Origin of the sequence: Vibrio sp. 10N.222.46.A1, assembly GCF_041473595.1 — a bacterium.
GTDB lineage: Bacteria > Pseudomonadota > Gammaproteobacteria > Enterobacterales > Vibrionaceae > Vibrio > Vibrio tasmaniensis_A.
Window position 1 is genome coordinate 1 of the sequence record NZ_JBFRSN010001353.1, and the last position, 256, is coordinate 256.

Sequence of the window (256 nt, forward strand, 5' to 3'; positions counted from 1 at the left end):
TCGAAATCTCTGTGACATTGCTATCGGCATTGCGAGAAGTTCGACTAGCAACCTGCTGGTTAGTTTGCCCGCTACCAATATCAACGTGCCCTACTGACGTCGAAGTTTCGTTAGGTTCTGATGCAGTTAATAGATATTCCGCTTCATCAAGATCCGTGACGTATTTCTCAATCAGCTGTTTTTTTACATCTGGGTGAAAATTGGAAATATGGTACTCCAAAGCCCGAGTGCCTTCCTTAGATCCTCGACTTAACCA

Annotated in this window: 1 pseudogene; it reads right to left on the reverse strand. The window is 44.1% G+C overall.

The features are described 5' to 3' along the window. Positions 1-220: pseudogene (locus tag AB4496_RS26555) on the reverse strand (S24 family peptidase); the annotation flags it as partial. Between the last annotated feature and the right edge of the window lie 36 nt (positions 221-256).